The following is a 25995-nucleotide window of genomic DNA, read 5'->3' as shown; positions in this document are numbered from 1 at the left end:
CGCGTCAGGGCTGGGGCGGCGTGGGCACGAGGTGGTCGAGGAACCGCCGGATGCGGTCGAGGTCGACGTCGGCCGCCAGGTGGGCCGGTTGTGGCAGCTCGTCGGTGAGGGGATCAACACCGAACAACAGCCGAGGCAGTGCCGGGTGGATGGTGAGGCCGATCAGCTCGTTCGCCACGACCTCGGCTTCCGCGGCGGCGAGTCCCGACGCGGTTTCCAGATGGGTCGCGAGGTTGCCGGTCGTGATTCCGAAGAGGACGTCGAAGAGTCCGGCCGCCAGCTCCGGCAGCCGGTCCGCTTCGCCGATGCCGAGGCGGACCATCTTCCCGACCGAGGACCAGCGCAAGAGCTGCACGAAACGCCCGCAGTACCGCACGACCGCTTCCGCCGGTTCGCCGGCGTAGTCGGCCGGGGCGCCCATCCGTGCACCGAACAGGGCGCGGATGCGTTCGACGACCGCGAGGAACAGCGCGTCCTTGGTCGGGAAGTGTGCGTACAGGGAGCGCTTCGACGTCTCCGCGAGCGCCGCGATCGCGTCCATGGAGGTCCGCTCGAAGCCGGTCTCCAGGAACGCGAGCTTCGCCGTGTCGAGGATGTGTTCGCGAAGCGCTTCCCCGCGTCGGGCCATGACGTCCACCTAAGTATACGGTACAGTAGAGTTTACTTCTGGTGCTGATGCTGACGGGAGCCATCATCCATGATTGTGATCACCGCCCCGACCGGGCAGATCGGCGGCAAGCTCGTTTCGACGCTGCTGACGCGGGAGGAGCCACTCCGGCTCGTGGTCCGGGACCCGGCCAAACTGCCTGCCGAGGCGCGGCGGCGCGCCGAGATCGTCGTGGGGTCGCACCGCGATCGCGACGTCTTGGACCAGGCTCTCGACGGTGCTGATGCGCTGTTCTGGCTGATGCCGGCGGCCGCGACGGCCAGTAGCCCCTACGAGGCTTACGTAACCGCATCGATCCCGGGCGCGGACGCTGTGGTGCGCCACGCGGTGCCACGGGTCGTGATCGTCTCCGCGCTCGGGCGCGGATCACAGATCTACGCCGGACACGTGTCGGCGTCGCACGCGATGGAGGATCTTTTCCGCAGTACCGGCGCGCACGTGCGCGCCTTGGCGCTGCCCACCTTCATGGACAACGTTCTCCGGCAGGTGGCCACGATCCGGGACGGGGTTGTCTCGGGCACCCTGCCGGCCGATTTCCGGATGCCGTGGATCGCGACGAAGGACATCGCGGCGCTCGCCGCCGAGTACCTCCTGGATCGCACGTGGACCGGGCAGGACTCGGTCGAGTCCCTCGGTGGTGAAGACCTTTCGCACCAGGACGTCGCCGAAATCCTCTCCGAGGTGCTCGGTACGCCCATCCGGTACCAGCTCGGCGATCGCACCGTGGTCAAGCAGTTCCTCGCCGATCGTGGTGTCTCCGAGGCGATGGCCCGATCCATGATGGACATGGACCTCGCCGGCGAGCGCGGCATCAACAACACCACGCCGCGCACCGCCGAGAACACCACGCCCACCACCTTCCGCGAGTTCGCCGAAGAGACCGTCAAGCCGGCGGTGGCCGGATGACCCTGATCTGCGTCGAAGAGCACGCGATCGACCCGGCGATCGCCGGGGCGGCCGGCCCGGTGCTGGCCCGGGAAGCGCCGTACATGCACGCGCAAAGCTCGTCGCCCGTGCGACCGGGGCCCGGCCGGCGGCCTGCCGTCGCCCTGCCCGAAGCGCTGTCCCTCGGCGTCGACCTCGGACCGGACCGCATCCGGCGGATGGACGAGCACGGCATCGACGTGCAGATCGTCTCCTGGACCAGTCCGATCCAGCTGGTGCCCGGCGACCAGGCGGCCGCGCTGTGCCGGGCGGCCAACGACCGGCTCTCGCAGGCGGTCGCCGCCCACCCCGACCGGCTCCAGGGCTTGGCGGCGTTGCCGTGGCAGCTTCCCGCCGCGGCCGTGGCGGAGCTCGACCGCGCCGTGACCGAACTCGGCCTGCGCGGCGTCCTGATCCTGGGACGTCCCGGCGCGGGGTTCCTCGACGACCCGGCCCACCACCCGGTGCTGGAGCGGATCGCCGCGCTGGGCGTGCCGCTCTACGTGCACCCGTTCCACCCCGTCCCGCAGGTGCAGCAGGCGTACTATGCCGGGTTCGCCGACAAGGTGACCGCGGAACTGTCACTGGGCGGCTGGGGCTGGCACCACGAGGCGGGGATCCACGTGCTGCGCCTCATCCTCGCCGGGGTCTTCGAGCGCCTGCCCGGCCTCCAGGTCGTCAGCGGTCACTGGGGCGAGATGGTCCCCTTCTTCCTCAGCCGCCTGGACGACGTCCTGTCCCCGGCCGACACCGGGCTCTCGCGGACGATCACCGAGACCTACCGCGCCCACGTCTGGGTCACGCCGAGCGGGATGTTCCACCGGCCGCAGTTCGACTTCGTCCGCGCCGTGGTGGGCCTCGACCGCCTGATCTGGTCGGCCGACTACCCCTTCCTCCACCTCGACGGCACGCGGGAGTTCCTCGACGAACTCGACGTCACGCCCGAAGATCGGGAGAAGATCACCCATCGCAACGCGCAGCGTCTCTTCCGGCTCGACGGCGGGTGACCGGGGACGTCCCTCGGAGCCGCCCGCGGACGTCCACGCTCCGTCGAAGTGACCGATGCGGAAAACCGCCGGCAGCTGATCCGATGACCCGCCCGGCACGACGGATGCCGCGGCGGCGTCACGTGGGTAAGGTACCGAGGCCGGACGATCGTGCGCGATCGTCCGGCCGGCACTTGAGCCCCCAGGTGCGCCCGCCCGACCCAGGCGGTGGCACCCGGCCGCCGAGCCTCCGCAGAAAGCAGACCGATGTCCCGATCCGGTGACGGAGCGCTCGGCAGTTCCGAGCCGCCGGTCCCGACCGACTCGGACCTGCGGGCGCTGTTCGGCCAGTCGCCGGCGGTCTTCGCGTCCCTGTCCGGCCCGGACCACGTGCTGGAAGCCGCCAACCCCGCCTTCTTCGACGCGGTGGCCCGCTCCGGCGCGTCGTCGCTGGGCGTGCCGCTCCGCCAGGTGCTGCCGGAGCTGGCCGGCCAGGGCTTCCTCGCGCTGCTGGACGGGGTCTACTGGACGGGAGAGCCGGCTACCGGGCGGGACGCGCGGGTGGTGCTCGGGCTCGGCGCGGACGCGCGGGAAGCCTTCTTCGACTTCACCTACGAGCCCCGGCGTGACGCGTCCGGCGCCGTGACGGGCGTGCGCCTCATCGGCGTCGAAACCACGCAGGTCAAACACGCGCAGCGGCTCACCGCCGAGCACCGCGTCCTGCTCGAGCAGATCGCCCGCCAGGCGCCGCTGGAGCAGATCCTCGACGGGATGGCCCGGGCGATCGAAGAGCTCGCCCCGGACGTGCTGGTGTCGGTCCTGCTCGCCGACCCCGACGGCCGGCACCTGCGCCACGGCGCCGCTCCCAGCCTGCCGGACTTCTACAACGAGGCCATCGACGGCATCGCCACCGGCGAAGGGGTCGGCTCGTGCGGCACCGCCGCGCATCGGCGCCGGCCGGTCATCGTCACCGACATCGCGAGCGATCCGTTCTGGGACGACTTCCGCGAGCTCGCCGGCCGCGCCGGCGTCGCCGCGTGCTGGTCGACGCCGATCCTGGGCCGTGACGGGCGGCTGCTGGGCACGTTCGCGATGTACCACCGCACGCCGCGCTCTCCCCAGGAGACCGACTTCGCGCTGACCCGGCTCTTCGCCGGCACGGCCGCGCTCGCGATCGAACGCCACCACGTCGAGCTGGCCCGGCAAGCCGCCGAGGCCAAGGAACGGGCGGCCCGGCAGGACCTCGCGTTCCTGCTGTCGGCGAGCACCGCGCTCTCGGCGGACCTCGACCACGTGCAGGCCCTGCAGCGGCTGGCGCAGCTGTGCGTGCCCGCGCTCGCGCCGCTCTGCGCGGTCGACATCATCGAGGACGGCCGGTTGCGCCGCGTCGGCAGCGCCGGCGCGAACGCCCACGACACCGGCCTCCTGGACGCCCATCGGCCGGCCCTGCGCAGCGACAGCGCACTGGCCCGGGTGCTCGCCTCCGACCTGACCGAGGTGGCCCGGCAGCCGCCGCTGAACCCCGGCCCGTGGCCCGAGCTGGGCGTCACCGGCTACCTGTGCGTCCCGCTCACCGAACGCGGCCAGACCTTCGGCGTCCTCACGCTGCTCAGCACCGGCGAAGCCGGGTTCGACGGGCACACCGTGTCCCTCGCCGAAGAGGTCGCCCGGCGCGCCGCATCCGCCGCCCGCAACGCGCGCCAGTACCGCCAGCGCGTCACCCTCGCCCGCGACCTGCAGGCCGGCCTGCTGCTGCCGGACCTGCCCGCGGTCCCCGGGGCCGAGTTCGCGACCTTCTACCACCCCGCGGGTGAAGGCCTGGAGATCGGCGGCGACTTCTACGACGTCTTCCCGCTCGACGACCGGACGTGGGCGTTCATGCTCGGCGACGTCTGCGGCCGCGGCGCCACGGCCGCGACCACCACCGCGCTGGTCCGCCACACCGCCCGCGCGGTCGCGCCGCTGCTGGGCGACCCCGTCGCGATCGTCCGGGCCGTCGACCGCGCCCTGAGCAACCGCCCCGACGCCCACGGCACCGACTTCGTCACCATGGTCTACGGCCACCTGACCCCGCGCGACGACGGCCTCGCCGTCGACCTGCTCCGCGCGGGCCACAACCTGCCGGTGGTGCTCGACGCCGCCCACCGCACGCACGAGCTCGACATCCCCGGGAAGCTCCTCGGCCTGGGCAGCGAGCCGCGGCTCGAGCCGCGGCAGCTCCTCCTGCGGCCGGACGAAAGCCTCGTGCTGCTCACCGACGGGTTCGTCGAAACCCGCAACCCGCGAGGCGAACAGTTCGGCGACGACCGGCTGGTGAGCGCGATCGGGTCCGCACCGGCCCGGCCGGGCGCCCAGGACGTCCTGGACGCCGTCACCGCGGCGGTTCGCGCTTTCGCGCAGGACGAAAGCGGAACCGACGACCAGGCGGCGCTCGTCATCACGGCCAAGCCGGACGCCGCCGACCGCGGCCGGTGAGCGCCCGCGATTGGGCCCCCCGGATTCGGGGTACTTGCGCAGTCCGCGCCCACCGACCACTGAGGACGAGCATGCCCGAGCCGACCCCGTCCGAGCCCCTGCCGGCGGAACTGCGCGCGCTGGCAGCCGACGCCGAGGCGCTCGCGACCCGGACCGCGGAGGTGGCCGCCCGGCTGCGGACGGCACCCGACGGCCACCTGCAGCGCCTCGCCCGGCCCGTCGCGAAAGCGACCCACGACCTGAGCGACTACACCGACGAAGTCGCCCGGACCGCCGAAAACCTGGCCCGGGTCCGGGCGTCTCGCGACCCCGGCCTGTGCGACGTTCCGTGGGGCGTCTGCCCGGCCCACGGCACCACGGTGCGCGCGAGCGGGGACCACGCCCGGTGCACCGCTCCCGGCTGCGCCCGCGAGTGGGACTACGACCGGCTCCACACGCCGTGCGGCGAGCCGGCGGTCGCGGTCGTCACCGACGAAGACGGCGCCACCGGCAAGATGTGCGCCGCCCACGCGCGCGACGCCGCCGACCGGTTGGCCGGCTGCACGGTGTCCTACCTGGAGCACCGGACCTCGAGCGGCTGACGCCGGTCGGCGCCGTCCGGGCTGCGCGCGGTCGGCCCGGACCACGAGCGTCCGCGCCACGCCGAACTTCGAAAGGCGCGGTCTGCCGAGCGGGCTCACGCCGCCTTCAAAGCCGCCTCGACCGCGCTTGTCAACGCGTCCAGGTACTCGTCGCCGCTCGGGCCCTTCGTCACCAGCATCCGGAACGCCAGCGGCGCGATCAGCAGGTCGGTGCCCAGTTCCAAATCGAGGCCGCCCGGGAGCTCACCGCGGTCGACAGCGTTTTGCAGGATCGCGCGAGCCGCCGCTCGCCGCGGCGCGGCCACTCCGTTCTGCAGTACTTCGTCCAGGGCTGCGTCGTGCGCGGCTTCGGCGAGCAGTCCGGCCCCGATCCGGGTGACCAGCGGATGGGCCAGCTGACCGCGGAAGGTCGCGAACAGCTCACGCACATCGGTGCGCAGCGCGCCGGTGTCCGGAACCGGCGGCAACGCGGCGGCGACCTTCTCCCGGATCAGCTCGGCCACCATCGCCTGCTTCGACGACCATCGCCGGTACAGCGCGGCCTTGCCGACCCCGGCGCGCCGCGCGACCGCGTCCATCGACGTCCGCGCGTACCCCGCCTCGGCCACTTCGGCCAAAGCCGCCTCGGTGATCGCATCGGTCACCTGCTGCCGCAGGACGGCCCCGCCCGTCACCGGCCGGGCCCCCTCTTCGCTCGTCGCCATGCCACCACTCTAGCGAACGGAACGGTGGCGTTCCATTCGCCTTCGTGTTACAACGGAACGAGACCGTTCCGTTCGTATCGACCAGGAGGCATCCGATGAAGTTCCTCTTCGACGACGAGTCCTTCTCCTTCGAAACCCTGCGCGCCACCGGCTACATCGCCTACGCCGGCGCCGACCTCGGCGAAGTCCTCGTCACCTGCCGCCAGATCCCCGAGACCGACGAAGACGCCTGGTCCACTCAGTGGGCCGCGACCGCCGCGCGAATCGAAGGCATCGGCCGCGACGCGCTGGCCGCCGGGCACCGGGTCAGCGCGCGGGAGGCGCTGCTGCGGGCGTCCAACTACTACCGCGCCGCCGACTTCTACCGCCGCGACGACCCCGAGCACGACCCCGAGTCGGCGCGGCTGGCGAAAGCCGCCCAGCAGACCTTCGCCGACGCCGCCCCGCTGCTGGACACCCCCACCCGCGCGCTGAACATCCCGTACGAGGACACCACCCTGCCCGCGTACCTGTTCCTCGTCGACGACTCCGGCACCCCACGCCCGACCGTGCTGTTCCACGGCGGGTTCGACTCCATCCTGGAGGAGAGCTACTTCGCCATCGCCGTGGGCGCGTTGCGGCGCGGCTACAACGTGCTGGCCTTCGACGGCCCCGGCCAGGGCGCTCCGCTGCGCGCAGGCCTGCGGTTCCGGCCCGACTGGGAAACCGTGGTCACCCCGGCCCTCGACCTCGCCCGCAGCCTCCCCGAAGTGGACAACGACAAGATCGCGCTGATCGGAATGAGCATGGGCGGCTACCTCGCCGCCCGAGCCGCCGCCTACGAGCACCGCCTCGCGGCGTGCGTGCTCTACGACGGGATCTACGACCTGCACGAGCCCTTCGCCGCCATCGCCGCGGAAGCCGCGTCGACCCCGGGCGGGCTCGACGCTGTGATCGCGCGGAACACCGGAGCGAGCTGGGTCGTCCGCAACGGCAAGTGGACCTTCGGGTTGCCGACCTTCGCCGAGGTGGTCGAGGCGACCAAGGCCTACACCATGGCCGGCATCACCGACCGCATCACCTGCCCCACCCTGGTCCTCGACGCCGAAAACGACCAGTTCTTCCGCGGCCAGCCCCAACGCGTCTTCGACGAACTGACCTGCGAGAAGGAGCTGATCTTCTTCCGCGAGGACGAAGGCGCCGGCGAACACTGCCACGAAGGCGCGCTGTTCCTGTTCCACCAACGCACCTTCGACTGGCTCGACACCATCCTCAGCACCTGAATGAATGACCTAACCACGCCGCTTGCGTTTCTTGAGGCGGTTGATCGCTTCCGCCAGCCCACTTACCGCCAGTCCGAAACAGATGATCGCCACCCGGCCGGCGCCCGCACCGGCGGCCGGCAACCGCGCGCGCGTTCATCGATCGACGCGTGGCGCCGCAGCGGGCGCGAGGGTTGGGTGCGCTGCGCGCGGGGTATCGCCGGAGGGCGGTCGTCTTCAGCAGCGAGGACGGCGAGCCTCGAAGGGTTGATTCGTCATGCTTGAGCCCCGGAACACCCCGGATCCGGTGCCGTCATCGTGGTCGATGGATCTGCACGGCACCACGGCGCCGGCACTGGTGGAGGTCCGCCGCTGGACGTCCCGGACCCTGACCCGGGTCGACGACGCTCACCTGGGAGACGTGCTGCTGGTGGCCACGGAACTGGTGACCAACGCCTACGACCACGGCCGAGGGCCGCTACGGGTCGGGATGAGTTACACGGCGGCATCGTGTCAGGTGCGGATCGAGGTCGAGGACAGCAGCAGGGAGCATCCGGTGATCGCCACCCCGTCACCGGAGCGCCCCGGCGGCCGCGGCATGCTCATCGTGGACAAGCTCGCCGACCGCTGGGGCGTCCTCGATCACCCGGCCGGCAGCAAGACCGTGTGGGCGGAAGTGTCCTGTACCGGACTCGACGCGACACCGTGCACCGAGACGGACCGTTCTCGATGACCGCGAGCCGGGCCGGCCCGTCCCGGTCGTGTGGGACTACGCCGGGTTCTCCGCGACCGCGAGGTAGTCCGTGTAGATCTGCGGTGAGCCTGAGAACGAGGCCAGCTGCTTCCACTCCTCGTACATCTGCTTGGTGTCGCGGTGAGCGGCCGCGAACTCCGCGGCCTCGCCGGTGGCGATGTCGGGCTCGGGATAGAAGACGTCCAGCGCGTCCAGGCTCGCGATCTCCATCATCATCACGTACTGGTCGAGGCGGTTGCCCCGCTCGCCCTTGAGCACGTGGAACCGCCAGTCCGGGTAGTCGTCGATCCGGTGGTGGTTCTCGGCGATGAAGCGGTCGAACATCTCCTCGGTCACCCCGGCGCGCAACGCCAGGTTGTGGATCCCGACGACCCGGGCGACGGGCTCCTCCCCCGGGCGGTCGCGGTAGCGGGGGCCGGGCGTGACAGTGCTCCGCGGATTGTCGGCCAGCAGCCGGTAGTCGGTGAACAACGTCGGCAGCTCACCGAACGTGCCCAGCCGCCGCCACCGCGCCAGCACCGCCTCCGCCTCCGGGTGCCGCGCCCAGAACTCCCGGGCCGGCTCGGTCTGCTCACCCCGGGCCGTGACGTAGCGGTCGCGCTGCTCGGCGCTCTCGATCTCGTACAACATCAGGTACTGCCCGGTCCGCTCGCCGCGCAACCCGCGCAGCAGAGTCCACCGCCACCCCGGGTACAAGGGCAGGTGAACGCCCTCACCACGCACGAAGGTCTCGAACTCCTCCGGCGTGACACCGGCCTCCGTGTCGATGGCGATGTACTGGAAGGTGAACACCGACGAGCGTCCCATTGCGTCCAATCCTCGGGCCGGGAAAGGGATCGCGCGTCCGACGAGCACGACTCCCCTGCACCACATCCTGCCAGCTCCAGCGCGATCACCGCAGGACTCCGGTCACTCGCCGAAGGACGGGCCGCCGCCCTGGATCGATCACCCGGGCGAAGCCTCGCGACCTTCGGTGACGGTCGCAGCATGCTCCTGCTCGGCGAACCGACCTCGATCTCGCCCGCGCCGGGTGACGGCGGGAGCGCCGGGACGGGACAGCGTGGACTCCGCCGCCGATCGTCTCCTGGAGGATTCGCATGGTGCGAGCGTCGCTCACCGATTCACCGGCCCAGCGGTTCCGCAAGCCCCGGCGGCGCCGGCACGAGGCCGGTGACCGGCGGGCGCACCGCTCCGCCCGGCATCCCTTCCGGAGACTCGCCGACCGGTTCGGCGCCGGCGCGCACCCGCCGCCGGTCCCGTGGCCGCCCGAAAGCGACCTCGGGACCGGTGGCACCGCCCTGCCCCGCGCGCTCGTGGTGCTGCTGGGCGCCGCCGCGGTGGTCGTGCTGGCCGGCGTGCAAGCCGTCGCCTGGTTCGCCGGCCCGGTGTTCCTCGCCCTCGTCGTCGTGATCACCCTCGATCCGGTGCGGACCTGGCTGCGGCGCAAGGGGTTGCCGCGCTGGCTGACCGTCGCCGTGCTGGTCGTCACCGTCTACACCGCCCTGCTCGCCTTCTTCCTCGTCGTCGTGGTGTCCGTCGCCCAGCTGTCGGTCCTGCTCCCCCGGTACACCGGGCGCGTCGACGAGCTGCTGCACGACGGGCTGACCGTGCTCGGCCGGTTCGGGGTCGGCGAACCGGAGCTGCGCACCATGCTGTCGTCCGTCGACGCCGGGAAGCTCGTCGGCCTGGCCGGTTCCCTGCTCGCCGGGGTGGGCGGCCTGGTGACCAACCTGGCCTTCTTGCTCGCCCTCCTGCTGTTCCTGAGCGCCGAGACCGCCTGGGCGGGCCAGCGCCTCGGCCGGATCGCGCGCGACCGGCCGTGGATCTCCGCGTCGTTGCGGGGTTTTGTCCTCGGCACCCGGCGGTACCTGCTCGTGACGACCGTGTTCGGCGGGCTCGTGGCGGCACTCGACACCACCGCGCTGGCCCTGCTCTCCGTCCCGGGCGCCGTGCTGTGGGGGCTGCTCGCCTTCGTCACCAACTACGTCCCCAACGTGGGCTTCGTGATCGGGGTCGCCCCGCCCGCGGTCATCGCGCTCCTCGACGGCGGCTGGAGCAGCCTGCTCGTGGTGCTGGTCGTGTACGCCGGGCTGAACTTCGTGGTGCAGTCGCTGATCCAGCCCCGGTTCGTCGCCGGCTCGGTCGGTCTGTCCACTTTGGTCACCGTGCTGGCGCTCGTGTTCTGGACCTGGCTGCTGGGCCCGCTCGGCGCGGTCCTCGCCGTGCCGGCGACCCTGCTGGCCAAGGCCCTGCTGGTGGACGTCGACCCGCGGGCCCGCTGGGCCGACGCGCTGCTTTCCGCACCGCGCCGCGACGAAGGCTGAGGGCTCAGGTCAGGCCGTGCTGGCGGGCGACCACGACCGCGGAGCGCCGGTTGTTCACGCCGAGCTTGCCGTAGATGGCCCGCACGTGGGTCTTCACCGTGTTGACCGAAACCGTGAGGTCGGACGCGATCTCGTCCAGCGAACGCTGGGAAGGCAGCCGCTGCAGCACCACCTGCTCCCGGTCGGTCAGATCGCTGGGCGGGGTGTGCGGGACCAGCCGGCCGCGGACGGCCTGGGCGAACCGGTCCAGCGAGCCGAACCCGCCGGAGTGGTCGATCAGCAGGTGCGCGACCTGCGGCTCGGCGAGGGCGAACGGCCGCACCAGCCCGTTCGGCCGGGCCAGGGCGAGCGCGCGGTCGAGGGCGTGCAGCGCCTTGGTCCGCCGGTGCGAACGCAGCGCGAGCGCGGATTCGGCCAGGCACCGGTCGACCGGGGTGGCCGGCAGCAACGCGGTCGCCGAAACCGTGTCCCGCAGGACCGCCTCGGCCGCGTCGGGTTCGTCGGCGGCGAGGTGGGCGCGGACCCGCAGGACCGCCAGCTCACCACTGCCGGGCAGCCGCTCCTGCACCCAGGCGAGCACCTCCGCCGCGTGCAGCCCCTCCCCGAGGGTGACCGCCGCGTGGTACTCCGCGACCGCGCACACCCCGACGACCTCGCGGGGCAGCTCGAGGCCGGCGAGCCAGTGCCGCGCCGCCCGCATGACCTGTGAGCTCGCCACCCGGTCGCCGTCGTCGAAGCGCACCATGCCTTCGAAGAACTCGCGCAGCGGCCGGAGCACCGGTACTCCGCCGGGGACCTCGGCCGACATCGCCTGGGCCAGTTCCCGGGCCGCGGCGACCGGCTCGGCGCGCATCAGGTCGTCGTAGGCCAGCAACAGGTGGCATTCGGCCACTCCCGGGGAGCGGCGCCAGCCGTGCCGGCGGGCGACGGCGAGGGCTCCGGTGCAAGCCCGGCGCATCGCCGGGTGCTCCCCGCCCACGGCGGTGGCGACGGCGAGGGCGAGCCGGCTGTGGAGCACGAAGTGGTCGAGCCGCTCGGCGTGGGCCAGGCGGAGGGCTTCCTGCGCCTGGGTCACGGCGTGCCGGCGGGCACCCCGGTACAGCGACCGCCACGCGCGATCCAGGTTCGCCCAGGCGTCGGCCTCGGGGCGGCGGGCCGCCGGCAGGTCCGTCTCCGGTGGTCGCCGTCCCGTCACGGAGGCCAGGTGCCGGACGGCGAGCGGCCACAAGTCGTCGTCTTCCGCCTGTTCGCCGAGGTCGGCCGTCGCTTCGGCGAGCCGGCCGCGTTGGATGTTCTCCAGTGCGGACGCCAGCCGCAGCTGCGGGCTCTCGGCGACCGCTTCGGCGCCCAGGTGGGTGAGGGCGACCCGCACCGGATCCCCGTCGCCGGCCAGCACCTGGCGCACGGCCTGGTCCCGCGCCAGCGTCAGGACCCGCGCCCCGTCGCGGCCCGCCACGGCGTGCCGGAGTGCTTCGCCGAACCGTCCTTCGCCGGCGTACCACCGCGCGGCGATCCCGTGCAGCCGCGGCACCCGCGCCGGGTCCCGCCGCGCCACCTCGGCACGCAGGAAGACGCGCAGCAACGGCGGGAGCCGGTAGGTCTCGGCCGGCGTGCGCGTGACGAGCCCCATCGCGCGCTCGAGCTCGTCCAGCCGGGCCCCGGCGTCCGCACGACCCGACAGGCAGACCGCGAGCGTCGCGGAAGCCGCGTCGCAGACACTGAGGCACAGCAGGAGATCCGCGGTGGCCGCGGGCAGTCGCGAGAGCACTTCGTCGGCGAGGAACCTTGCCACGGTGCGGTCATCACCGGTGACGGAAGCGACGAGTGCGTCCGCGTCGTCGGCTTCGCGCACCGAAACCGCGGCCCAGCCGAGGGCCGAGGGCCAGCCCGCGGTGCGTTCGGTGAGCTCGCGAACGCGGTCGTCACCCACGGTGGCTCCGGTGGCCCGCAACAGGCCGGCGGTTTCCTTTGCGGTGAACCGGAGTTCGCCCGCCTCCACCCGGGACAGCGTGTCTTCGACGTGCAGGCGGGCCAGCCGCAGCCGCGGCTCGACACGCGTGGCCAGCACCAGTCTCAGCCCGGGCGGCAGGTGCCGGGCGAGGGCCGCGAGCGCGGCCAGGGGTTCCGGACCGGAGATCTCCTGGAGGTCGTCCAGGACCAGTCGCACCGGGTGGTCCAGACCCGCGACCGCGTCCTCCAGGTCGGCCAGGAACGCCCGCCGCCGCCCGGGCGGCGGCGGGCCCAGCCGGTGCAGAGCGCCGTCCGTGGGCACCACGGGACACCGGCGCAACGCGCAGAGGATCGCCGCCCACAACCGGGACTCGTCGTTGTCGTCGTCGTCCAGGGAGACCCAGGCGACATCGTGGCCGTCACCGGCCCAGCCGGTCAGCGCCGTGGTCTTGCCGGCCCCGGCCGGTGCCCGGACCAGCGTGACGGGCCGGGTCGTGGCGCGATCCAGCAACACCCCCAGCCGCGCACGGGGGACGAAGATCCCCGGCAGCCGCGGCACCGCGACCTTGGCACCGGGAACCGGCCGGAACGGGGGCGTCGCTGGATCAGGCACGTCAACCTCTCGGCTGTCGGGAGATTTCGCCCCGGTTCCGCGGTCGACGCCGGGCGGAGGCCACGACTGTACTGATCACCGGGGCGCCGGGTCACCAGATTTCGTAGGTCGCTTCGTCGCCGTGCACGATGACGGCCCAGATCACGAGGACGTCGAGCGCGATCACGATGGCGCCCCAGAACGGGTACGCGGACAGGAAAGCCAGCTGCGCCAGTGCGTTGAACCCGGCGAGGGCGACGGTGAGGACCCGCGCCCACTGCGAACCGGTGGACAACGCGATGCCCGTCATCACGACGAGCACACCGACGATCAGGTGGAGCCAGCCCCAGCCGGCCAAGGAGAAGACGAGCAACCCGGCCGGGCCGATGACGTAGTAGTCCCGGTCGAACAACGCGACCAGGCCTTCCACCACGTTGAACAGACCGGCCAGGACGGTGATCGCCGCGGCGAACCAGATCCAGCCGACCCGCCGGGACCGCGCGACGGCCCGCTCCGGCGGGAGGGGCGCCCGGGCGCCGGTCGTTCCGGTCCGGGGCTGCATGGGTTCGGTCATGATGCCTCTTCCTCGTTCGTCGACGGGCTACGGACCGGGCGATCATGGTCGGTCGGTCGTCCGCCGGGCCTCGCCCGCCCCAGGTGAGATCAGGTGTCCCGGTCGCGGGAGGTCCGCGGCTCACGTGACGCGGGCGATGCCGCGCGCCGGCACCCGGGCGACAGTGCGGCACGACCACCGATCCCGGACCGAGGAGGATGTCATGTCCACGTTGACCGTCTGGCGGTTCCCGACCGTCGAAGGTGCCGAAAACGCACTGGATCTGCTCCGGCAGCTGCAAAAGCAGCAGCTGATGTCGATCGCCGATGCGGCTTACGTGACCTGGCCGGAAGGACGGAAGAAGCCGAAGACCAAGGACCTGGGCGCCCTGACCGGCGCCGGCGCGCTGGGCGGGGGCTTCTGGGGTCTGCTGTTCGGCCTGATCTTCCTCGTCCCGCTGCTGGGCATGGCCGTCGGCGCGGCGATCGGGGCGCTGACCGGGTCACTGAGCCACGTCGGGATCGACGAAGAGTTCATCGACGCCGTCCGGGCCCAGGTCACGCCCGGGACGTCGGCGCTGTTCGTGCTGTCCCAGGACACCGTGCTGGACCGGGTCGTCGAGCCGTTCAAGGAAACCGGCGCGACGTTGCTGAGCACCAACCTGTCCGATGCGGAAGAAGCCCGGCTGCGCGACGCTTTCGGCGAGGCCCCGCAGCGGGAGACGCGGTAGCGCCCGGAACTCCCGTGGGCGGGACCGCGGCGGCGCCCCCGAGCGTCGCCGCGGCCCCGCGGGAGGTTCAGCCCGCCCGGGGACGCTCCCCCGAGAGCGCCGCGGGGTGGGCAGACGGGATGGCGAAGCGAGGCGCCGAGCATCGCCGGGGAGATCCCCGTGACACTCCGGCCCGGCGCCGGCGAGCGCTCGTCGTCCACTTCGTCATCACCGCACCTCCGGGGCTCACCCTGCGGCGCGCGCCGCTTCCGGTCGTCACCCGTGGTGGATGACTCCCCGCTTCACCCCCGGCGGGCGACGCCCCGGCCGGTTCCGCGGCCGACGATCCGTCCCATGACCCTCATCGACAAGGAGACCGCGGCACCCGACGCGCGGATCGCCCGGGCCCGCGCCGCGCGCACCGCCGTGCCGGTGGCCGGCCACGCCGAGTTCCCCGGTTCGCTCCGGCGCGGCGATCCCCTCGCGCTGCTGGCTCGCCAGGATCGCGACCGGGTGCCGGAACTGGTGCCGCTGCGCTACGGCCGGATGGCCGCGTCGCCGCTGGCTTACTTCCGCGGCGCCGTGCTCCCCGCGGCGGCCGACCTCGCGACGACCCCGCGCACCGGGTTCTCGGTCCAGGCGTGCGGAGACGCCCAGCTGGCCAACTTCGGGTTGTTCGCCGCGCAGGGCCGGCGGATGGTGTTCGACTTCGCCGACTTCGACGAAACCCTGCCCGCACCCTGGGAATGGGACGTCAAACGGCTGGCCGCGAGCTTCGAGGTCACCGGCCGGGACAACGAGCACCCGGCCGCCCAGCGCCGGCGCACGGTGCTCGCCGCGGTCGAGTCGTACCGCCTGGCGATGCACGACTTCGCGCGCCGCACACCGCTCGACATCTTCTTCGCCCCGGCCGATGCCCGGACACTGCGGGCGGTCGCGGCCCACCGGCTGGGACCGGCGAGACGCCGCGTCGCCGGAGTGCGCCGGTTCACCGAAATCCAGGACGGACAGCTGCGGCTGGCCGCTCGTCCGCCCTCGGTCGTCCCGGCGGGCCGTCTGGCCGGAGACGGCGACCCGGTGACGCTGGCCGACCGCCTCGGCGCCGTGCTCGCGCAGTACCGGCGCACGCTCGGCCCGGCGCGGCAGGCACTGCTGGACCGCTACCGGCTGGCCGACGCGGCCCGCACGGTGACCGGGCCGGGCGGTGCGGGCACCCGGTGCTGGGTGGCGCTGCTCGTCCGGACGGGCACCGGAGACCCACTCTTCCTGCAGCTCAAGGAAGCGCGGCCGTCGGTGCTGCAGGAGTACACCGGCGCCGCGGTGCCGGGCGGCCCCGGCCGGCGGGTGGTCACCGGGCAACGGCGGATCCAGGCCACCGGCGACGTCTTCCTCGGCTGGGCCCGCACCGCCGGGCTCGACGGTCGCGCCGGCGACTTCCACGTCCGCCGGCTGCGCGACCACCACGACGCCGGCGACGGCCCGACGATGACCCCGGACGTGCTGCGAGCCCACGCCCGGCTCTGCGGCTGGACCCTGGCCCGGGCGCACGCGCGCACCGGGGATCCGCTCGCCATCGCCGCGTACCTCGGCTCGGGTCCGGTGTTCGCCGAAGCCGTCCGGGAGTTCGCGGTGGCCTGCGCCGACCAGAACGAACGTGACCACGCCGCCCTGCGGCAGGCGATCCGGACCGGCCACGTCACGGCGGCGTCCGGGTCGTGACGGATCGCCTCGCGCGGGTGACGCGAGCCGGCCCGTCACCCGCCGGCGCGGCGCACCGGCCGGGGGAGCTCCCGGACCCGGTGCACGGATTCCACGTGCATCCCGAGCCCCTCGAGCCGGCGCAAAATCCCCGGAAGGCAGCCGGGATCGGTCACCGTCCCGAAAACTATCGTTTCCGGCGGAACGGGCACGACGAGCACCCCGCGGAAATCCTCGGCACTCTCGGCGGCCTGTCCCGGAATGGCACCGCACCCCCGGAAGACGTAATTCACACCCGCGTCCAGGGCAACGATGCCCGCCCGGCTCACCGGGCACTCCCGTCCCGGCGGGCCCGGCCCGCCGAGTACCAGGCGCGGGCGACGACCACCAGGTCGAGCAGCACCACCACCGCCGACCACCCGCGTGCCGGCAGGAAGACCAGCCTCGCGACCAGGTCGGCACCGGCGCGGACACCGGTCCGCACCTCGGCCACCGGGGTCAGGCCGGAGAGCACGACGGCCACCCCCAGCAGCACCGACCCGAGGCCGACCCGGCCCGTCCGCACGACGTCGAGCAGCACGACCTCGCCCGGCCCGAGCCAGAAGAACTGCGAGAAGGCGAATCGTCGACGGCGGCTTCCCGAGGAATTCCCAAGACTTTTCACCCGCCTGACCATTCTGCTCACGGCCGTTGTTTTCCTCGCCCGCAGCGGGTGAGCCGGGGGAAATGGCGTGACAAGATCCGCCGGGAATACCCGGACCGAGCACGAAGGAGAATTCCGCATGCCCCAGTGCCGCGAAGTTCCGTCCCGAAGACGCGTACCGAGCACGAAGATCACGGTCCCCGGTCCCCCGGCGGATCTCGTTTCGCGACCGCGTCTGCTCACCGTCCTCGACGGAGCGAGCGAGGCGGCCATGGTGTTCGTCGGTGCCCCGGCGGGGTTCGGCAAGACCGTGCTCCTCGCCGAGTGGGCGCGGAGCCGGGACCACGAGGCGGTCGCCTGGCTGTCCGCCGACGCCGAGGACAACGACGACCGACTCTTCTGGTCCGCGGTCCTCGAGGCGCTCGGGGGCTGCGGCCGGATCCCGGACGGCAACCCGCTGCGGCTGCTGGCGGTCCCCGATGCCCCGAGCACCGACCTCGCTTTCCTGGGCCAGGTCGCCGACGCGCTCGACGAGCTGCCGGAACCCGTCGTGCTCGTCCTCGACGGCGCGCAGGAGATCACCTCCCCCCATCCGTGGCAGGGGCTGCGGGCGCTGGTCCGCCATCAGCCGGCCGGGCTGTGTCTGGCGGTCTCGAGCCGGTGAGAACCACCGCTGCCCCTGGGCCGGGCCCGGCTCGCCGACCGGCTCGTCGAAATCGGCGCCGCCCGGCTGCGGTTCACCGACGGCGAGGCGGACGCCCTGTTCGCCACGGCCGACGCGGCGATCCCGCGGAACGAGGTCGCGCCGCTCGTCGCCCGGACCGGGGGCTGGCCGGCCGGACTGCGCCTGGCCGCGGCGTCCGCCGCCCGGCACGGCAGCCTGCGGGAGTTCGACACCGGACACGACGGCGGGGTGCTCGACTACCTGACCGACGAGGTCCTCGCGCCCCTCACCCCGGCGCAGCGGGAACTGCTGCGGACGATCAGCATCTGCGACGAGCTCCCGTCCGGGCTCGCGCCCGTGCTCAGCGGCCGCGCGGACGCGGAAGCGATGCTTCGTGAGCTGGGCGAGCCCGCCACCCGGGTGGTCGACTCCGGCGGCACGCCGCCGCACCACAGCGTGACTCCGCTGGTGCGCACCTACCTGCGGGCCGAGCTGCAGCGCCGGGCGCCGGTCCGGGCCCGGACCCTCCACTCGGCCGCCGCCCGCTGGTTCGCCGGGCACGACCGCCCGGCGCCCGCGCTGCTGCACAGTGTCCGCGCGGGCGATCCCGCCCGGGTCGGCGAGCTGCTGCGCGAGCACGCCGTGACGCTGTTCCTCGCGGGCGAGCACCACGTCCTGCGGCTCGCGCTCGCCGTGTTCGAAGACCGGCGGATGCCCGCCGACCCGCTGGCCGCGCTGATCTCGGCCGCACTCTGCCTCGAAACGGCCGAAACGTCGGCGGCCGGCCTGCAGCTGGCCAAGGCGGAGGCGGTGTGGCCGGACCGGCCGGCGGCGGAGCTGATCGTCCTGCGGCAGCTCGCGCTCTCCCGGCTCGCCCAGCTCGACCGCACGCCGGCCCAGGTCCGCCGCGCGGCCGAAGAAGTCGACGAGCGGCTGGCCGCGGACACCCGTCTCGGCGGCCTCGCGATCCTCCACCGCGCCAAGGTCCTGCTCGCCCGCACCGAGGCCCGGGAGGCCCTGGTGCCGCTCCTCGGCACCGCGGAAGAGTCCCGGCAGGACTTCACGGTCGCCCTGTGCCTCACCACGCTGGCCGAGCTGGCCGGTCAAGACGGCGACTACCGGGTGATGGAGACGCTGGCCCGCCGGGCGGAAACCCGCCGGCCGCGCGGGGATTGCCTGCGGTCCCTCCAGGGGGCCAAGGCGAATGCCCTGCTGGCCTACGGCGCCCTGCTGCGGGGCGAGCCGGCCGAGTGCCTCGAGCACGCGAAGGGAATCAGGCACCTCGTCGGGGACGCCCCGGCGCGAGCCGCCCGCGACCTGCGGCTGCTTTCGGAGACGCTGCACGGGGCCGCCGAGTTCGAGCTCGGCGGCTGGCACGCGGGGTTGCGGCGGATGCGCCGGGCCCGCAACCGCCTCGGGCAGGCCCGGGCCCGGGTCTGCCCGACGGGGTACGCCGCCCTGTGTGCCGTGCTGGAGCAGCGCGCGGCGCTCCGGCTGGGCGCGGCGGCCCAGGCGCGGGAGACCGTTCGCTGGGCCCTGCCGGTCCTCGTCGGGTCGGGCGAGCTGCTGCTGATGCGCGCCCGGACCCAGCTGCGGCTCGGCCGGCACCACGCGGCGAGCACCGTGCTGCGGTCACTGGCCGACGAGGAGGTGCCCATGGAGCTGGGGTGGGCCGCGATCGAGGCTTCGCTGGTCGGTGTGCAGGCCGCGCTGGCGGCCGGCGCGCGGGAGCGGGCGGCCCGGTTGCTCGACGACGCGTTGCGCACCGCCGAGACCACCGGCGTCCGGTTCCCCTTCGTCTTCGCCCCGGCCGAGCTCGTCGGGTTCTTGACCAGCCGGCTGGGCGGTCTCGGCACCGGCGAGCGGTTCGCCGGCGAGATCCTGGCCGCGCGGCGCCGGCTGCGCACCCCGGCGATGCCGGCGCCGCTGACCGAACGCGAACGCAGTGTCCTGCGCCTGTTGCCGACCCAGCGGTCGATCGACGAGATCGCCCAGGACCTGACCGTCTCGCCGAACACCGTCAAGACCCACGTCCGCGGCATCTATTCGAAGCTCGACGTCCGCAGCAGGCGCGAGGCCGTGGCGATTGCGCAGGAGCGCGGTCTGCTCGACGCCGAAGTCGCCGACTTCACGGTTTGACGCCCGTTCGCCCCACCCGGCGCGGGTGAGGCGGACGGGCCCGGGATCCGGTCGAGTGGGCCGGGCACGCTCCGGCGTGCCCGGCCCCGATCCCCTGGTGAGGAGATGTCATGGTCCTGGCGAGCGCGGAGTACCCGTTCCTCGATCTCATGGCGACGATGCTCGTGTTCTTCGGTTGGGTCGCCTGGTTCAGCCTGCTGTTCGTGGCCCTGGGCGACCTCTACCGCCGCACCGACACCTCCGGCTGGGCCAAGGCCGGCTGGACGGTGCTGGTGATCGTGCTGCCGATCCTCGGCGTCCTGCTCTACCTGGGCGTCCAGGGCAGGCACCTCGTCGAGCGGCGGCGGGCCCGAGATGCGGCGATGCAGCACCAGTTCGACAGCTACGTGCGCTCGGTGTCCACTTCGGACACCACGAGCGCGGCGCAGATCGCCGAAGCCCGGCGGCTGCTGGACGACGGCGTCATCAACGACGCCGAGTTCCACGCGCTCAAGCAGAAAGCCCTCGCGCGTTGACCGCGGCGCGGCGGTGGCGGTTCGCCCACCTCGCGGTGCTGCGGCCGTTGTGCACGGCCACGGCGCTGGTCTGCCTCTACTACCTGCTCCCGGTCGACCAGGCGCTGCGGCCGTGGACGGCGGCCGTCTTCACCGCCGGTCTCGCCGTCGTGGTCCTGCTGGTCGTCGGCGAGGTGCGGATGATCCTCCGCTCGCCGTTCCCCGCGTGGCAGGGGGTGCAGGCCCTCGCCCTCATCGTCCCGCTGTTCCTGCTGCTGTTCGCCGACGGCTACTACGTGCTCGCTCACGGCCGTCCCGGCTCCTTCGGCACAAGCTTGACGCGGACCGACGCGCTGTACTTCACCGTCACGGTCTTCACGACGGTGGGCTTCGGTGACATCACGCCGGTTTCGGCCGCCGCCCGGGTGCTGGTGACCATCCAGATGGTCGCGGACCTGGTCGTGCTGGGCGTGGTGCTGCGCGTGATCCTGACCGCGGTGCGGCACCGGCGCTCGGCCACGACCGGCGGTTCAGTCCGGCGACGGCAGCAGCAGGGCCGCGACCAGCCCGGCCACCGCCACGACGCCCAGGGTCACCAGCGCCAGCGCGAAGGACCGGCCGCCGAGGTGCGGCGTCCCGGCCAGGACGGAACCGGCCAGCGCCGTCCCCACCGACGAGCCGAGGTTGGACGCGCTGCGCGACACCCCGGAGATGTCGCCCTGCGCGGAGTCCGGGAAGCGGGACTGCACCAGGTTCACCGACGCCGTCAGCATGATCCCGACGCCGCCGCCGAGCAGGAACAGCCCGGGAACCGCACTCGCCACGCCGGAGCCGGCCCGGACCAGGAGGAGCACGAGGACCAGGCCCGCGACGGTGAGGACGAAACCGGCCCGGACGAGGCCACGCTGGGAGTGCCGCCGCGCCAGCCGTCCCGCGGCCGCCGAGGCTCCCAGGATGCCGATCGTCGCGGGGGTCAGCATCAGCCCCGTCTCGATCGCGTCGTAGCCGCGCACCTGCTGCAGGAAGACCGCCACCACGAAGAACGAGCCCTGCAGGACGAGCCACTGGACGTGCTGGGTGAGCAGCCCGAGCCCGGTGACGCGGTCGCGGAAGAGACCGGCCGGCACCAGCGGCTCCCGGCCCGCCCGCTCACGGGCGCGGACGTGCGCGAAGAAGACGGCGAGGAGCCCGGCCCCGGCACCGGCGAACAGCCACACCGGCGAGATCCCGCCGGCCCGCAGCAAAACCACCCCGCCGACGGCGAAGTCCGCCCGTGAGACGAGCCAGCCGTACGTGCCCGCCTGCAGCACGCCGAAGACGACGAAGAACAGGCCGGCCGCCGAAAGGACCGCGCCGGCGACGTCGAAGTGCTTGGCGCGGGGCGGTGCGGGCGGCTCGGTGACCCGCACCGCCAGCAGGACGATCAGGCCGACCAGCAGCACCTGCAGGAGGAAGGACGCGCGCCACCCCAGCCACGTCGTGACCAGGCCGCCGAGGAGCGGCCCGGCCGCGGCCCCGAGCGCACCCGCTCCGCTGACGATGCCGAAGGCGCGGGCCCGGCTCGTGAGGTCCGGGCTGGTCACGGTGACCAGGATGTAGATCGGCGGGATCATCAGCGCCGACCCGATCCCCTCCAGCAGCGAATAACCGAAGATCAGCAGTCCCGGCCCGTGCGCGAACGAAGCCAGCAGCGCGCCGGCGCCGTAGACGGCCAGCCCGGCCAGGAAGCAGCGCTTGCGGCCCAGCAGGTCGCTCAGCTTGCTGCCCGGGACCATGAGCGACGCCATGGTGAGGGTGAAGACCGTGATCGCCGTCTGCACGCCGATCACGGTCGTGCCGAGGTCCGCGGCGATGTCGCTGACGGCCACGGTCATGGTGGTCGCCGCGTAACTCGCGACGAACTGGGCGAGGGCCAGGGGCAGCACGATCATCGGCGGGCCTTCCTCATCGGGATGCCGCACACGGTGGCCCGGCCGCGACCGGGCCACCTCACCTCCCGTGGATGAGGCAACCCCGGCCCGCTGCGGCGACGGTGCAGTCGACCGGACCCGCGCCGCCGTTGGAGGAACCATGACCGAGACCACGATCGCCGAGCACGCCCTGATCGGCGATCTGCAGACCGCCGCGCTGGTGACGACCGACGGGTCGATCGACTGGTTCTGCACCCCGCGGTTCGATTCGCCCTCGGTCTTCGGCGCCCTGCTCGACGACGAGCGAGGCGGCCGGTTCCGCATCCGCCCGGCCGGCGCCTGCGCGAGCTCGCAGATGTACCACCCGGACACCGCGGTGCTGATCACCCGGTTCTCCGGGCCGGACGGCATCGGCGAGGTGGTCGACTTCATGCCGCCCGCCGGCACCACTGCCACCACCGAGCACCGGATCGCCCGGCTCGTGCGCTGCGTCCGCGGCCGGATGGCGTTCGACGTGGTGGTCGCGCCCCGGTTCGACTACGGCCGCCGTCCGCACCAGGCGATGCTCGTCGCGAACGGGGCCGTGTTCATCGCGCGCGACACGTCCCTGGTGCTGCACGTGGTGCGCGAGCCCGGCGACGAACACCTCGCCGACGCGCGCGTCGAAGGTGGTGACGTGCACCTGCGGCTCACCCTGACCGCGGGCCAGGTCCGCGGGGTCGTGCTCGAGACCGATGCGGTGGAGCCACCGCGGGAGATCCGCGTCGCCGAATTCACGGAACTGTTCGACACCACCGTGAACTGGTGGCGCACCTGGCTGGCCCGCTCGACCTACCGCGGGCGCTGGCGGGAGATCGTGACCCGCTCGGCGATCACCCTCAAGCTGCTCACCTACGCGCCGACCGGCGGCCTGGTCGCCGCGCCCACGCTCGGGCTGCCCGAGCAGCTCGGCGGCGAACGCAACTGGGACTACCGCTACACCTGGGTCCGGGATGCCTCGTTCTCGGTTTCGGCCTTGCTGGCACTCGGGTTCACCGAAGAGGCCGCCCGGTTCGGGAACTGGCTCGGCGACCGCATCCGGGAAGGCAGGGGTGGGACCGGCGGACCGCTCGCCGTGCTGTACCGCGTGGACGGTACGTCGGACCTGCAGGAAGAAAGCCTCGCGCACTGGTCCGGGCACCGCGGCGCGAGTCCCGTCCGGATCGGCAACAACGCCGCCGGGCAGCTGCAGCTCGACATCTACGGCGAAGCCCTCGACAGCGTTTTCGCCGCCGACCGCGCGGGGTTCGAGCTACCCCACCAGGGCTGGACCGCCCTGCGGGCGGCGCTGGATTGGCTCGGCGAGCACTGGGACCAGGCCGAAGAAGGCATCTGGGAGATCCGGGGCGGCGCAAGTCGTTCACCTACGGCCGGTTGATGAGCTGGGTCGCCTTCGACCGCGGCATCCGGCTGGCCGCCGCGCACGGACGGCCCGCTCCGGTCGAGGACTGGGCCTGGCAGCGCGACACCATCCACGGGCAGATCATCAGCCGCGGCTGGCACCAGGCGCGCAACGCCTTCGTCCAGCACTACACCGGCGAAGAGCTGGACGCGGCCCTGCTTCGCATGCCCCGCACCGGTTTCCTCCCGGCCGACGATCCACTGTGGCTGTCGACGCTCGACGCCATCCGGGCCGGCCTGGTCACCGACAGCCTGGTCTACCGCTACGACACGGACGCGTCGCCGGACGGCCTGGCCGGCTCCGAGGGCACGTTCTCCTTGTGCAGCTTCGCCTACGTCGACGCGCTGGCCCGTGCCGGCCGGCTGGAGGAAGCCCGCACGGCGTTCGAGAAGATGCTGACCTACGCCAACCACGTCGGCCTGTATGCCGAAGAGATCGCCCCGACCGGCGAGCAGCTCGGCAACTTCCCGCAGGCCTTCACCCACCTCGCCCTCATCGACGCCGCGGTCACCCTCGATGCCGCGCTCGGCTGACGGACCGGTCTCGCCCGCCACGGGTGACCCGGGCGGGACCGGCACGGAACACGATGAAGCACCCGTCGAGGCGAGCCCGGGAGGCCGACCCATGACCACGACCGACCGACCGCACGAATCCCCGGACACGGCGGGCGCCTCGCCGCCGCCCGCCGGAGGTGCGCGGCACACAAAACCGCCCGCCGCGGCGTGGATCTCCTGGATCGCGCTCGCGCTCATGACGACCAGTTCCGTCGCGAGCCTGCGCCCGTCGCCGACGATGGCCGTGTACGGTCTCGCGGCCGTCTTCCTCTACGTCGTCCCGGCGATCGTGTTCCTGCTGCCGACGTCGCTGGTCTCCGCCGAGCTGGCGTCGGGCTGGCCGGGCGGGGTCTACAACTGGGTGGCGCTCGGGATCTCCAAGCCGATGGGGTTCCTCGCGGTCTGGTGCCAGTTCGCGATGACGATCTTCTACTACCCGAGCCTGCTCGGGTACGTCGCGAGCACGCTCGCCTACGTCTTCGACCCCAGCCTGGCGAGCAACGGGTGGTGGACGGCCGCCGTCATCGTGGTCGCGTACTGGTCGGGGGTCTGGATCTCCTCCCGCGGCACCAAGGGCGTGGCCGGGCTCGCCGGCGGCGGGCTCGTCCTCGGGACGCTGCTCCCCGGCGCGCTGCTGGTGGTCCTCGGCATCGTGTTCCTGGCCCAGGGGCACTCCTCCGCGGCGCCGATGTCGGCCGGCCACCTGCTGCCCGCGTGGGCGGGGCTGGCGAGCCTCGTCCTGATCGTCAACAACTTCCTGTCCTACTCGGGCATGGAGATGAACGCGGTGCACGTGTCCTCGCTGCGCAAGCCGGGCAAGGAGTTCCCGCGCGCCATGTTCGTGTCGATGGGGCTCGTGCTGCTCATCTTCATCTTGCCCGCCCTCGCGATCAGCTGGATCATCCCCGCCGACCAGCTCTCGCTCACGGCCGGGGTGATGCAGGCCTTCGACGCGGTCTTCGGCACCTTCGGCATCCAGTGGCTGACACCGCTGATCGGCGTCATGCTCGTGCTGGCCTCGCTCGGCGGGATGCTGACCTGGCTGGCCGGGCCGTCGAAGGGCCTGCTGCTGATCTCCCGGCAGGAGGGTTACCTGCCGCCGTTCCTGCAGCGGCTCAACAAGCAGGGCGTGCAGCGGAACATCCTGGTCACCCAGGGCGCGGTCACCACGCTGATCGCCCTGTGTTACGCGTTCATCCCGGACGTCTCGAGCGCGTACTGGATCTTCTCGGTGATCACCACCCAGGTGTACCTGATCATGTACCTGCTGATGTTCGTCGCGGCGGTGCGGTTGCGGCGCAAGCACCCCGGGCACCCGCGCGGCTACCGCGCGCCGATGCTGCTCGGCCTGTGCGGGGTCGGGTTCTGCGCGTCGCTGGCCGCGCTGCTGGTCGGGTTCGTCCCACCGTCGCAGTTCGGCTCGGGCAACCCGTGGGTGTACCTCGGGATCGTGGCGGGCGGCGCGCTCGGCCTCGGCCTGGTGGTGCCGTTCCTGCTCTACCGCCTGCGCAAACCGTCGTGGCGGCAACCGGAGGTGAGTGCGTCGTGACCACAGTGGACGAACGATCGACCCGGACGCAGCGGATGCTCGTCTACCTCGTCGTGGGCGTCGTCCTCGGCGGGTTGCTCGTGGCCGGTTACGTGCTCTTTCGCTCCGCGCGGGCGACCGCCGAAGCCGAGGCGAAGGCCGACCGGCTCGTCACCCGGCTCACCCAGGAGGGCGCGCGGGCGCCGTCACGGGACCAGCTCGTCCGGCTGCTCGGCACGGACGGCGGCTCGATCTGCGTCGATCCCGCCGCCGCACTCGCTCGCGCGACGAGCGACGCCGGGATCACCAACGGCGCCGGCGGGCCCGGGACGCGCCCGGTGCTCGCGTCTGACACGGTGGTGCGAGCGCAGCTGCTCGTCATCGAGGTCTACTGCCCGGGGAAGCTCGCCGGCTTCCAGGAGTACGTCAGCGGGCTGGGCTTCGCCGACGGGGCAGGCGGGTGA

General features: G+C 72.9%; 22 protein-coding genes and 2 pseudogenes. 16 read left to right on the top strand and 8 right to left on the bottom strand.

The annotated features are described in order from the left end of the window. Positions 1 to 4: 4 nt before the first annotated feature. Positions 5 to 628, bottom strand: a complete 624-nt coding sequence (locus tag ACIA5G_RS31130; protein ID WP_395929595.1) for a TetR/AcrR family transcriptional regulator — start codon at positions 626 to 628, stop codon at positions 5 to 7. A gap of 69 nt (positions 629 to 697) precedes the next feature. Between ACIA5G_RS31130 and ACIA5G_RS31125 the strand changes: the two genes are divergently transcribed. From ACIA5G_RS31125 to ACIA5G_RS31110, 4 genes are all read left to right on the top strand, one after another. Beyond that, entirely contained in the window at positions 698 to 1573 is an 876-nt protein-coding gene (locus ACIA5G_RS31125; RefSeq protein WP_395929593.1) for an NmrA family NAD(P)-binding protein, read from the top strand. After that, a complete protein-coding gene (locus ACIA5G_RS31120; protein WP_395929591.1) occupies positions 1570 to 2598 on the top strand; it encodes an amidohydrolase family protein in 1029 nt (342 codons plus the stop codon). Before ACIA5G_RS31125 ends, ACIA5G_RS31120 begins: the two co-directional genes overlap by 4 nt. Before the next feature lie 246 nt (positions 2599 to 2844). Continuing rightward, on the top strand, positions 2845 to 5052 hold the full coding sequence (locus ACIA5G_RS31115; RefSeq protein ID WP_395929588.1) for a SpoIIE family protein phosphatase: 2208 nt from the start codon (positions 2845 to 2847) through the stop codon (positions 5050 to 5052). Positions 5053 to 5123: 71 nt separating this feature from the next. After that, entirely contained in the window at positions 5124 to 5633 is a 510-nt protein-coding gene (locus ACIA5G_RS31110) for a hypothetical protein (protein ID WP_395929586.1), read from the top strand. Positions 5634 to 5728: 95 nt separating this feature from the next. On the opposite strand, the gene ACIA5G_RS31105 is transcribed toward ACIA5G_RS31110, so the two are convergent. Then, on the bottom strand, positions 5729 to 6337 hold the full coding sequence (locus ACIA5G_RS31105; RefSeq protein ID WP_395929584.1) for a TetR/AcrR family transcriptional regulator: 609 nt from the start codon (positions 6335 to 6337) through the stop codon (positions 5729 to 5731). A gap of 95 nt (positions 6338 to 6432) precedes the next feature. Here ACIA5G_RS31105 and ACIA5G_RS31100 point away from each other — a divergent pair, with 95 nt between their 5' ends. Both ACIA5G_RS31100 and ACIA5G_RS31095 read left to right on the top strand, forming a co-directional pair. Next, positions 6433 to 7599 carry an alpha/beta hydrolase family protein gene (locus ACIA5G_RS31100; protein WP_395929582.1) on the top strand — a complete coding sequence of 389 codons (1167 nt, stop codon included), beginning with the start codon at positions 6433 to 6435 and terminating at the stop codon, positions 7597 to 7599. A gap of 256 nt (positions 7600 to 7855) precedes the next feature. Further along, positions 7856 to 8311, top strand: coding sequence for an ATP-binding protein (locus ACIA5G_RS31095; RefSeq protein WP_395929580.1), 456 nt, complete (start codon positions 7856 to 7858; stop codon positions 8309 to 8311). 36 nt (positions 8312 to 8347) lie between these two features. Here ACIA5G_RS31095 and ACIA5G_RS31090 read toward each other — a convergent pair whose 3' ends face one another. Next, entirely contained in the window at positions 8348 to 9139 is a 792-nt protein-coding gene (locus ACIA5G_RS31090; RefSeq protein ID WP_395929578.1) for a hypothetical protein, read from the bottom strand. A gap of 290 nt (positions 9140 to 9429) precedes the next feature. Between ACIA5G_RS31090 and ACIA5G_RS31085 the strand changes: the two genes are divergently transcribed. Further along, positions 9430 to 10656, top strand: a complete 1227-nt coding sequence (locus ACIA5G_RS31085) for an AI-2E family transporter (protein WP_395929576.1) — start codon at positions 9430 to 9432, stop codon at positions 10654 to 10656. A 4-nt stretch (positions 10657 to 10660) separates the two neighbouring features. On the opposite strand, the gene ACIA5G_RS31080 is transcribed toward ACIA5G_RS31085, so the two are convergent. Next, entirely contained in the window at positions 10661 to 13219 is a 2559-nt protein-coding gene (locus tag ACIA5G_RS31080) for a LuxR C-terminal-related transcriptional regulator (RefSeq protein WP_395929574.1), read from the bottom strand. A gap of 91 nt (positions 13220 to 13310) precedes the next feature. After that, a complete protein-coding gene (locus ACIA5G_RS31075; RefSeq protein WP_395929572.1) occupies positions 13311 to 13772 on the bottom strand; it encodes a hypothetical protein in 462 nt (153 codons plus the stop codon). A gap of 202 nt (positions 13773 to 13974) precedes the next feature. Between ACIA5G_RS31075 and ACIA5G_RS31070 the strand changes: the two genes are divergently transcribed. Next, the gene (locus ACIA5G_RS31070; protein ID WP_395929570.1) at positions 13975 to 14481 is read left to right on the top strand and encodes a DUF1269 domain-containing protein; all 507 of its coding nucleotides are present in this window, start codon (positions 13975 to 13977) and stop codon (positions 14479 to 14481) included. 333 nt (positions 14482 to 14814) lie between these two features. Continuing rightward, on the top strand, positions 14815 to 16179 hold the full coding sequence (locus ACIA5G_RS31065; RefSeq protein ID WP_395929568.1) for a DUF2252 domain-containing protein: 1365 nt from the start codon (positions 14815 to 14817) through the stop codon (positions 16177 to 16179). A 35-nt stretch (positions 16180 to 16214) separates the two neighbouring features. On the opposite strand, the gene ACIA5G_RS31060 is transcribed toward ACIA5G_RS31065, so the two are convergent. Next, positions 16215 to 16487, bottom strand: a complete 273-nt coding sequence (locus ACIA5G_RS31060) for a hypothetical protein (protein ID WP_395929566.1) — start codon at positions 16485 to 16487, stop codon at positions 16215 to 16217. Continuing rightward, positions 16484 to 16822: a hypothetical protein gene (locus ACIA5G_RS31055; protein WP_395929564.1), complete on the bottom strand. Its 339-nt coding sequence runs from the start codon at positions 16820 to 16822 to the stop codon at positions 16484 to 16486. Before ACIA5G_RS31055 ends, ACIA5G_RS31060 begins: the two co-directional genes overlap by 4 nt. A gap of 118 nt (positions 16823 to 16940) precedes the next feature. On the opposite strand from ACIA5G_RS31055, the gene ACIA5G_RS31050 reads away from it, so the two are divergent. The 4 genes and pseudogenes from ACIA5G_RS31050 to ACIA5G_RS31035 all read left to right on the top strand — a co-directional run. Next, entirely contained in the window at positions 16941 to 17465 is a 525-nt protein-coding gene (locus ACIA5G_RS31050) for an AAA family ATPase (RefSeq protein ID WP_395929562.1), read from the top strand. A 249-nt stretch (positions 17466 to 17714) separates the two neighbouring features. Continuing rightward, entirely contained in the window at positions 17715 to 19604 is a 1890-nt protein-coding gene (locus tag ACIA5G_RS31045; RefSeq protein ID WP_395929560.1) for a LuxR C-terminal-related transcriptional regulator, read from the top strand. A gap of 110 nt (positions 19605 to 19714) precedes the next feature. Beyond that, positions 19715 to 20119, top strand: coding sequence for a PLDc N-terminal domain-containing protein (locus ACIA5G_RS31040; protein ID WP_395929558.1), 405 nt, complete (start codon positions 19715 to 19717; stop codon positions 20117 to 20119). Between the two features lie 179 nt (positions 20120 to 20298). Then, positions 20299 to 20538 (top strand): annotated as a pseudogene (locus ACIA5G_RS31035) (potassium channel family protein); the annotation flags it as partial. 90 nt (positions 20539 to 20628) lie between these two features. Here the strand turns inward: ACIA5G_RS31035 and ACIA5G_RS31030 are convergent. Further along, entirely contained in the window at positions 20629 to 22029 is a 1401-nt protein-coding gene (locus tag ACIA5G_RS31030; RefSeq protein ID WP_395929556.1) for an MFS transporter, read from the bottom strand. 139 nt (positions 22030 to 22168) lie between these two features. Here ACIA5G_RS31030 and ACIA5G_RS31025 point away from each other — a divergent pair. The 3 genes and pseudogenes from ACIA5G_RS31025 to ACIA5G_RS31015 all read left to right on the top strand — a co-directional run bounded on the left by ACIA5G_RS31025 (position 22169) and on the right by ACIA5G_RS31015 (position 25995). Then, positions 22169 to 23982, top strand: a pseudogene (locus tag ACIA5G_RS31025) (glycoside hydrolase family 15 protein). Between the two features lie 91 nt (positions 23983 to 24073). Continuing rightward, on the top strand, positions 24074 to 25552 hold the full coding sequence (locus tag ACIA5G_RS31020; RefSeq protein WP_395929554.1) for an APC family permease: 1479 nt from the start codon (positions 24074 to 24076) through the stop codon (positions 25550 to 25552). Beyond that, positions 25549 to 25995, top strand: coding sequence for a hypothetical protein (locus ACIA5G_RS31015; RefSeq protein ID WP_395929552.1), 447 nt, complete (start codon positions 25549 to 25551; stop codon positions 25993 to 25995). The genes ACIA5G_RS31020 and ACIA5G_RS31015 overlap by 4 nt, the downstream gene beginning before the upstream one ends.

Origin of the sequence: Amycolatopsis sp. NPDC051758, from assembly GCF_044453095.1 — a bacterium.
Taxonomy (GTDB): domain Bacteria; phylum Actinomycetota; class Actinomycetes; order Mycobacteriales; family Pseudonocardiaceae; genus Amycolatopsis.
This window is presented reverse-complemented; position numbering and strand designations above follow the sequence as displayed.

What these genes read in the sequence shown, in the direction of transcription:
- ACIA5G_RS31020 (WP_395929554.1), top strand. Translation starts at nt 24,074, where the DNA reads ATGACCACGACCGACCGACCGCACGAATCCCCGGACACGGCGGGCGCC.
- ACIA5G_RS31105 (WP_395929584.1), bottom strand. Translation starts at nt 6,337, where the DNA reads ATGGCGACGAGCGAAGAGGGGGCCCGGCCGGTGACGGGCGGGGCCGTC.
- ACIA5G_RS31090 (WP_395929578.1), bottom strand. Translation starts at nt 9,139, where the DNA reads ATGGGACGCTCGTCGGTGTTCACCTTCCAGTACATCGCCATCGACACG.
- ACIA5G_RS31095 (WP_395929580.1), top strand. Translation starts at nt 7,856, where the DNA reads ATGCTTGAGCCCCGGAACACCCCGGATCCGGTGCCGTCATCGTGGTCG.
- ACIA5G_RS31030 (WP_395929556.1), bottom strand. Translation starts at nt 22,029, where the DNA reads ATGATCGTGCTGCCCCTGGCCCTCGCCCAGTTCGTCGCGAGTTACGCG.
- ACIA5G_RS31115 (WP_395929588.1), top strand. Translation starts at nt 2,845, where the DNA reads ATGTCCCGATCCGGTGACGGAGCGCTCGGCAGTTCCGAGCCGCCGGTC.
- ACIA5G_RS31110 (WP_395929586.1), top strand. Translation starts at nt 5,124, where the DNA reads ATGCCCGAGCCGACCCCGTCCGAGCCCCTGCCGGCGGAACTGCGCGCG.
- ACIA5G_RS31085 (WP_395929576.1), top strand. Translation starts at nt 9,430, where the DNA reads ATGGTGCGAGCGTCGCTCACCGATTCACCGGCCCAGCGGTTCCGCAAG.
- ACIA5G_RS31070 (WP_395929570.1), top strand. Translation starts at nt 13,975, where the DNA reads ATGTCCACGTTGACCGTCTGGCGGTTCCCGACCGTCGAAGGTGCCGAA.
- ACIA5G_RS31100 (WP_395929582.1), top strand. Translation starts at nt 6,433, where the DNA reads ATGAAGTTCCTCTTCGACGACGAGTCCTTCTCCTTCGAAACCCTGCGC.
- ACIA5G_RS31120 (WP_395929591.1), top strand. Translation starts at nt 1,570, where the DNA reads ATGACCCTGATCTGCGTCGAAGAGCACGCGATCGACCCGGCGATCGCC.
- ACIA5G_RS31050 (WP_395929562.1), top strand. Translation starts at nt 16,941, where the DNA reads ATGCCCCAGTGCCGCGAAGTTCCGTCCCGAAGACGCGTACCGAGCACG.
- ACIA5G_RS31065 (WP_395929568.1), top strand. Translation starts at nt 14,815, where the DNA reads ATGACCCTCATCGACAAGGAGACCGCGGCACCCGACGCGCGGATCGCC.
- ACIA5G_RS31125 (WP_395929593.1), top strand. Translation starts at nt 698, where the DNA reads ATGATTGTGATCACCGCCCCGACCGGGCAGATCGGCGGCAAGCTCGTT.
- ACIA5G_RS31040 (WP_395929558.1), top strand. Translation starts at nt 19,715, where the DNA reads ATGGTCCTGGCGAGCGCGGAGTACCCGTTCCTCGATCTCATGGCGACG.
- ACIA5G_RS31075 (WP_395929572.1), bottom strand. Translation starts at nt 13,772, where the DNA reads ATGACCGAACCCATGCAGCCCCGGACCGGAACGACCGGCGCCCGGGCG.
- ACIA5G_RS31130 (WP_395929595.1), bottom strand. Translation starts at nt 628, where the DNA reads ATGGCCCGACGCGGGGAAGCGCTTCGCGAACACATCCTCGACACGGCG.